At 67.2% G+C, this 6688-nt stretch carries 7 protein-coding genes and 1 pseudogene; 3 read left to right on the forward strand and 5 right to left on the reverse strand.

The window, feature by feature from the left end:
* Together VFV09_13660 and VFV09_13665 are read left to right on the forward strand one after the other, a co-directional pair.
* On the forward strand, window positions 1-867 hold an 867-nt coding region (locus VFV09_13660; GenBank protein ID HEU4868755.1), incomplete at its 5' end, for a tetratricopeptide repeat protein.
* Window positions 864-1775: a Rieske (2Fe-2S) protein gene (locus VFV09_13665; protein ID HEU4868756.1), complete on the forward strand. Its 912-nt coding sequence runs from the start codon at window positions 864-866 to the stop codon at window positions 1773-1775. The genes VFV09_13660 and VFV09_13665, both read left to right, overlap by 4 nt.
* On the opposite strand, the gene VFV09_13670 is transcribed toward VFV09_13665, so the two are convergent.
* On the reverse strand, window positions 1756-2607 hold the full coding sequence (locus VFV09_13670) for a Rieske 2Fe-2S domain-containing protein (protein ID HEU4868757.1): 852 nt from the start codon (window positions 2605-2607) through the stop codon (window positions 1756-1758). The genes VFV09_13665 and VFV09_13670 overlap by 20 nt on opposite strands.
* A 94-nt stretch (window positions 2608-2701) precedes the next feature.
* Window positions 2702-3424 (reverse strand): transcriptional regulator, encoded by a 723-nt coding sequence (locus tag VFV09_13675; protein ID HEU4868758.1) that lies wholly within the window; start codon window positions 3422-3424, stop codon window positions 2702-2704.
* A 106-nt stretch (window positions 3425-3530) separates the two neighbouring features.
* Between VFV09_13675 and VFV09_13680 the strand changes: the two are divergent.
* A pseudogene (locus VFV09_13680) lies at window positions 3531-3635 on the forward strand (hypothetical protein).
* A gap of 271 nt (window positions 3636-3906) precedes the next feature.
* Here VFV09_13680 and VFV09_13685 read toward each other — a convergent pair.
* From VFV09_13685 to VFV09_13695, 3 genes are all read right to left on the reverse strand, one after another.
* Window positions 3907-4683 carry a CPBP family intramembrane glutamic endopeptidase gene (locus tag VFV09_13685; protein HEU4868759.1) on the reverse strand — a complete coding sequence of 259 codons (777 nt, stop codon included), beginning with the start codon at window positions 4681-4683 and terminating at the stop codon, window positions 3907-3909.
* Window positions 4684-4806: 123 nt separating this feature from the next.
* Window positions 4807-5472, reverse strand: a complete 666-nt coding sequence (locus VFV09_13690) for a response regulator transcription factor (GenBank protein ID HEU4868760.1) — start codon at window positions 5470-5472, stop codon at window positions 4807-4809.
* The coding region (locus tag VFV09_13695; GenBank protein HEU4868761.1) for a sensor histidine kinase at window positions 5469-6688 on the reverse strand (1220 nt) is incomplete at its 5' end. The genes VFV09_13695 and VFV09_13690, both read right to left, overlap by 4 nt.

Raw genomic sequence — 6688 nt, forward strand, 5'->3', positions numbered from 1 at the left:
CTTCACCTGTCCCTGGCCGATGACAACCGGATCTACGTCCACATCGACCGGATCTCCCCGGCCGTGAGCGCAGCCGGGGACGGCACCTGCCGCTACGACCGCCACCGGTCGCTGTCCCATATGCGTCAGGAGGTGTTTCCGCTGGTCATGCGCTCCTACCGGCCGTCCGGCGAGGAGACCAAAAGAACCCGGCAGGCGCGCTTGAACCTCTACGACGCCCAGAGGGCATGGTGCGAGGCGGTCGAGGCGGGCCGCCAAGAGGAGGCGGTCGAGTCGGGACTGAGGCTGGCGGGCCTTCTAGCCGCCGAGAAGGAGAGCGCCCGCCTGCAGGCCCGGACGCTGTACCGGCAGGCGATCGCCTCAGGCCACCGGGACTTCGCGCCGGCTGCGGCCTTCGGTCTCGGCGCTCTGCTCGAAGAACGAAACGAGATCCCCCAAGCGGTGGAGGCCTACGAGATGGCTCTGGCGTCGGGGCACCCGGAGTTCGCTCCCTGGGCCGCCTACAACCTTGGCATCGTGCTGGAGAAGATCGGCCGGCCCGCCGAGGCGAAGGAACGTCTGGAGGGGGCAATCGCTCTCGGGCACCCGGACCTTACTTCGTGGGCTGCCTTGAAGCTGGGCGACCTGGCGGCGGGCTCCGGTGACCCGGAGCGGGCTCTGGAGGCATACCGCCTGACCATTTCACTGCGGCACCCCGAGTGTGCTTCGGTCGGGGCGATCAGCGCCGCCCGCCTTCTCGCGCGCACGGGGCAGAACAAGCCTGCAGAGACCGCTTACGAACAGGCGATTGCTCTGGGCCCACCCGAGACGGCCGCGACCGCAACCAGGGAGCTCGAGCAGTTGCGGAAGGTGGAGGAGCACCGGTGACGGGCTTCGTGAACAGGATCGAGCGCATGGAGTCACTGGACCCGGGCGCACGGCTGATCCAAAAGCTGCTCAGCCGTACGATTCCGCAGCAGTCGACCCGTAAGGACCTCCTCAGCGGCACCTGGCTCGGGCGCCCTCTTCATCCTGCGCTCACCGACGTTGTGATCGGCACCTGGATCAGTTCCGCCCTGCTCGACCACGCGTCCGGCGCACGTGGGAACAAAGCCGCCGACCACCTGCTGCTGATCGGGAACGTCTCGGCACTGCCGACCATTGCAGCCGGCCTGTCGGACTGGGCCGAGCTGTGGGGTGAGCAGCAGCGATTGGGGTCGGTCCACGCCCTGGGGAACGGCGCCGCCCTCGCCCTCCAGGTGGTGTCCCATCGGGCCCGAAGGGCCGGCAGGCGCCGGGCCGGAAAGCTGTTGTCGCTGGCCGCGGTCCTCACTGCCGGAGGCTCCGCCTACCTTGGCGGCCACCTGTCGTTCGTAAAGGGCGTCGGGGTCAACCGGACCGCGTTCGAGGTCCCGCCCCAGGAGTGGACGCCGGTGATCGCCGATCAGGATCTGGCGGAGGACACGCCCACGCCGGCCCGGGCCGGTGACATCGGTCTGCTGCTGTACCGGCGGGACCAGGAGGTCTACGCGCTCTCCGATCGCTGCACCCACCGGGGATGCGCTCTTCACCTCGGCCAGGTGAACGACCTAAAGGTGGAGTGCCCGTGCCACGGCAGCATCTTCCGGCTAACCGACGGTGGAGTCCTCAAAGGGCCCGCCACCGTGCCCGCCCCGGTTTACGACGTGCGCCGCCGGGACGGAAACGTGGAGGTCCGCCGGCTGGTCGCTCCCCAGTGGGGACGCCGGCCGGCCGGAGGTGCGGGAGGTAGCGGGATCAGCTCGGGAGGAGCCTGACCTCAACCTGGTCGCCCAGAATTCTCGCTTCGAAGCACGGCTGCGGGGCCGAGGCAGGGCCGTGCTCGACCTCTCCGGTTCGCATGTCGAAGACGCTGGCGTGCCAGGGGCACTTCACGGTCATCGCGTCGGGGTCGATCTCCCCCTCGTGCAGCGGGCCTCCCCGGTGGGAGCACTTGTCGGCCAGGGCGCAGATGGTTCCGCCGTCACGGTAGAGCATCACCTTCGAGTCGCCGAGGTCGGCGGCCACCGCCTGCTGCGATGGCAGGTCCGCCTCGGCCATAACCGCGGTCCAGTCCGAGGGGTAGTGGGCGAAGCGGGTCTGGTCGACCCCGCTGCCCAACCGGTAGACCAGGTGGCCCCCGAGAAAGCCCGCCCCGGCCAGAACTCCGGTCGCTGCCATGGAGAGCGCCACTCCGAAGCCGTGGCTTCCCCGCCGCCGCGCCAGGTAGGAGCCGGTGTACAGAACCATGGCGGTGGCGTTTCCGGCCGCGTGGACCAGGCCGATGCGCCGTTCGTCGCCGTAGGTGTCGATCCAGTCGGCCACCCCGGCAGCAACGGTGGGCAGGGCCGAGGCGATCCCGAGCCCGAGCAGGGTTTGTGATGCGCTCTGCGACTTCTTTCCGCCGAGGACGTCGAGCAGCAACGAGCTGGTCCACAAGCCGATGGGTATGTCGGTGAGCACCGGGTGCACCGGGTGGCCCTGCCACTTGCCGGTGAGGGCGTCCTTGACGGGCCCGGGCGGTATCACCTTGGATACAGCCGCAATAAGAGCCTCGCTCGGCTTATCGAGCACTTCCGCTTGTTCGATGCTGGTCAACGGGTTCTTCACGGATGCCTCCTGGGAGAAAGTCTTCATGGACGACCGGCCTAGCCGTAACGCCTATGTTAACTAGTCATAGAACTTGTGCACCCGCACTTTGGCTCTACGGCTGACCGGACTTGTCTCCCGAAGGCAGGCGCATACAGACGCAGCACTCGGTGGGGGAGGGCTCCAGGAGCACCTGGAGGGAATTGTTGCCCAGACCCTTGGCAATTCCTTCGACGAACTGGCGGTTCATCGCACAGATGAACTCGGGAGCCTGCCGGGCCAGGTGGTGGAACGGGCAGTTCCGGAGGCGAACCACTCCCTTCTCCGCCCGATAGGGCTCGTACCCCCGTTCTTCGAGGACGTTCTCAATAACCCGGAGCGCCCTCTCCGCGCCGACCCGTCCCTTGCCTGCAGCGGCGCGAAGCTCCCGCCCGAGCTCAAGCCCTGCTTCGTTCGATACCCGCAGCGCCGCAACGCCCGGGGACTCGTCAGGGCCTTGGGAGCTCAGGGCGCGAAGGAGCAACTCCCCGGCGACGTCGTACTTGCGAGGCGGGATGGAGATCTCCACCTGCTTGTCGGACGGCTGGTAGAACTTCGAGGTCCGGCCGGCGCCGGGCCCTGACCGTCCCGCCGGACGGGCGAAGTGGGTGCTCAGCAGCCCTCGGTCCACGAGGTGGTCGAGGTGGAATGCGGCGAGCTTCGTCGAGATGCCCACGTCGGCGGCCACCTCCTCCCTGGTTACCGCCCGGCGGGAGCGCCGGATGAAGCCATAGATCTTGCCGCGCAGCTCGTCCTTGAGGGCGGCAGCCGCTGCAATTCCCTCCGTGAATCCGCTCATGTCTTAATTCTATGACCAAGGAGTTAGGTAATTAGGGAGGTTTTCGGCAGTTCGAGCAGTTCCCAAGGATGGTCGTCAAGCCGTCGGATTCGTCGCCAAGGGCAAGGAGAACCTCGAGCGGCTGCGTCAGCGGGGCCTTGGCGCCAAGCTATCGCCGGCGATGAGGGAGTTCGCCCTGGGAGTGGAGGGTCTGGAACGTTTGTCCGCACGATCCGCGAACCGGTCGACTCCGGCTGTAAACCTGGGCGGTTTGGCAAGAACCAAGCTTTGGGTATCTAGAGGATAACGATTAACCGCCAACCTGAAGGGGGCCGCAAATGACAGATGCACCCACACCGGATGAGGTTGTAGCCGATATCAATCAGGGTAACGAACCCCCGTCGCTGGGCGACACCGCCCGGTCGCACGACGACCCCGCGCTCGCTCAGAACGCGGACGTCCCCGAAGATGGCGGGCACATACAGGAAGAGAGCTAGGCCCGCTCAGCTCCCCGCCCCCAACAGGGCGGGGAGTGAGTTGAGCAGGAACCCCACCGCACTGAGCCCGACGTGGGCGGCAATGCCCACGCGGTAGTCCTTGGTGCGCCAGACCGCGTAACCCAGTGGAAGCAGAATCACGATGCGGGTCAGGACGTCCCACGGGGTCCAAAAGTGGTACAGCGAGAAGAGCGAGACGTTGATCAGCGGCGCCCAGAAGCCGAACCGGGCGAGTCGCGGCAGCAGATACCCCCGGAAGTAAAGCTCCTCGACCAGCGGGCCCATAACCACGTTGATCAACAGTAGGGCTGCTCCGGTGACCAGCAGGACGGTCGACGAAGCAGTGTCCGCGATGTCGGAGGGGAAGGGATTCACGGCCCATTCGGGAATCCAGTAGAAGAAGGTCTCGACCATCCAGGGCTTCATGCCCACGATAGAGGCGGCGAGGAACTGCCAGATGATCAGGCCGGCAACCAGCGCCACCTTGCGCCGGCCGAACTTTCCCGGTCGGTACCCCAGGGCCCCCGCAACGGACCACCGGCCGGTGACCCGGCGACCTTCGTGGAGCAGCCAGCCCAGTTCCACGCCGACTATTCCCACTGCCGCAGCCGCCATCCCGGCCACGATTGCCGGGTACCCCGCCGCCATGACCGCCGGCGCCAGAGCGTAGAACAGCCCGGCGATCAGAACGCCGGGGAGCAGGTGAAAGCCAATCGCCCGCAGGGGCGTGTGCTGCTCATCGATTAGCGGCTGGTGCGCATCAACCTGCAGTGAAGCTGTCATCGCCTTCTCCTTTGACATTTCGAACCTGTGCGTATCTGCAGGAGGACACTAGGTTTCAGGAGGCGCGAAGTCGTCGCCCTGGGGATCGATCTTGGGTCTCACCCCGGGGGGTGAGGCGGCCCCCTAGCGGTGGTCCGGCTGGACGAGCCCCGCCCGGTAGGCGATCACCACGAGCTGTGCCCGGTCCCGGGCGGCCAGCTTCTGAAGCAGGTGGCTGATGTGGGTCTTGATGGTGGCGCCGCTCACCACGAGCTCGTCTGCGATCTCGGCGTTCGACATTCCGGCCGCCACCAGCTCGAGAACTTCCCGCTCCCGCTCGGTCAGCTGGGCCAGGGCCCCCGTGCTCCTGGGAGCGACGCCGGGAATCCGAACGAAAGCCTCGATCAGCCGTCGGGTTGCGCCCGGCGTCAAGAGAGCCTCACCCCCGGCCACCACCCGAATGGCCGACAGCAGCTCGGCCGGCTGCACGTCTTTCAGCAGAAAACCGCTGGCGCCGGACCGCAGCGCCTCGAACACGGTCTCGTCGGTTTCGAATGTGGTCAGGATCAGGACACGGGTCCCGGAGAGCGCCGGTTCGCTCACGATGGCCCGGGTTGCCTCCAGCCCGTCGACATTGGGCATACGAATGTCCATCAGCACCACTTCCGGTTGGTATTGCCGGGCGAGCTCGACCGCCTCCGCCCCATCGCCCGCTTCGGCAACCGTCTGGAGGTCTGCGGTTGAATCCACAAGCACGCGGAGCCCGGCCCGGATCAGGGCCTGGTCGTCGACGATGAGGACGCGAATCACGAGCCGGGGTCGCCGAGGGGAAATCTGGCCCAGACCCGAAAGCCTCCACCCTCCCTCGGCCCGGCCTCAAAGCTGCCCTGGAAGAGTGCCACCCGTTCTCGCATGCCGGCCAGGCCGTTGCCGGATCCGGGAAGGTCGAGGGGTCGGGCGCCGGTACCGTCGTCGACGACCTCGACCTCGACCGCCTGGTCTGTGAACGCAATCTTTACCGCCACCCGGCTGCGAGGCGCATGTTTGCCCGCATTGGTCAGCGCCTCCTGGACCACGCGGTAGACCGAAAGCTCCAGTGCCGGGTTGGCGAGGGGGGGAGGCTGCCCCGTGCTGTCGAGGTCGATTACCAGCTGCGAGGTTTCTCCGAGTTCCGACACGAGCTTGGGGATGCCGGCAAGCCGGGGGGAAGCCTCCGTGTCGATCACAGCGTTTTCGGTCCGCAGCAGGCCTAGGGTCCGGCGCATGTCCGCCAAACCGGTCCTCGCCGCCTCCCCGATGGTGCTCACCGATCGGCGGGCCTGTTCGGGGTCCTGCGTGAGCAGGTGCTCGGCGACACCGGCCTGGATGGCAACCACGCCGAGGCTGTGCGCCACCACGTCGTGCATCTCCCGTGCGATCCGAAGCCGCTCCTCGGCTACCCGCTGGTTGGCCAGCTCCTCCCGGGTGGCCGCCAGCTCAACGGCGTAGGCGGCCAGCGCCTCGCCCTGTCTGCGCCGGAGCCCGACGTTGCTCCCGAAGTAGCAGGCGCCGGCCATGATCGCCACCGTCTCCACCATGTCTGCGGCCGGAATCCCCTGGTTGGTCCGTACGGCGAAGACGCACGCGATTGCCAGAGCCAGTCCGGCCAGGGATACCCGCACCGGCCGGTAGGCGGCAACCGAATACAGCGCCACGACGAGCGGGATGCCGGCGCCGCTGGTTGGGACACCGCTCAGGCTCCAAGCCAGCAGCGCGGCGACCATCAACCCGAGAACGGCGAAGGGCGCTCGCCGCCGGAAGGTAAGGGTCAGGGCATAAAGAGCGGCGAAAGTCATGCCCAGCGAGCGGGTTGCCGGAGATTGGGAGCTCGCCGACTGCTGCTGCGCCAGTGCCACGACCATCACGAACAGGGCGAACGCCGCATCGATCATCAGCCTGTCCCGTGCGGGTGGCGGCGTCGTTCGGGTGGCAATCTGCTGATCTCGGACAATCAGCCCGGAGTTCGCTCGATGAATGTTCAGGTCAG

This window comes from Actinomycetota bacterium, from assembly GCA_035759705.1.
Taxonomy (GTDB): Bacteria; Actinomycetota; CADDZG01; order JAHWKV01; family JAHWKV01; genus JAJCYE01.

What these genes read in the sequence shown, in the direction of transcription:
- VFV09_13675 (HEU4868758.1), bottom strand. Translation starts at nt 3,424, where the DNA reads ATGAGCGGATTCACGGAGGGAATTGCAGCGGCTGCCGCCCTCAAGGAC.
- VFV09_13685 (HEU4868759.1), bottom strand. Translation starts at nt 4,683, where the DNA reads ATGACAGCTTCACTGCAGGTTGATGCGCACCAGCCGCTAATCGATGAG.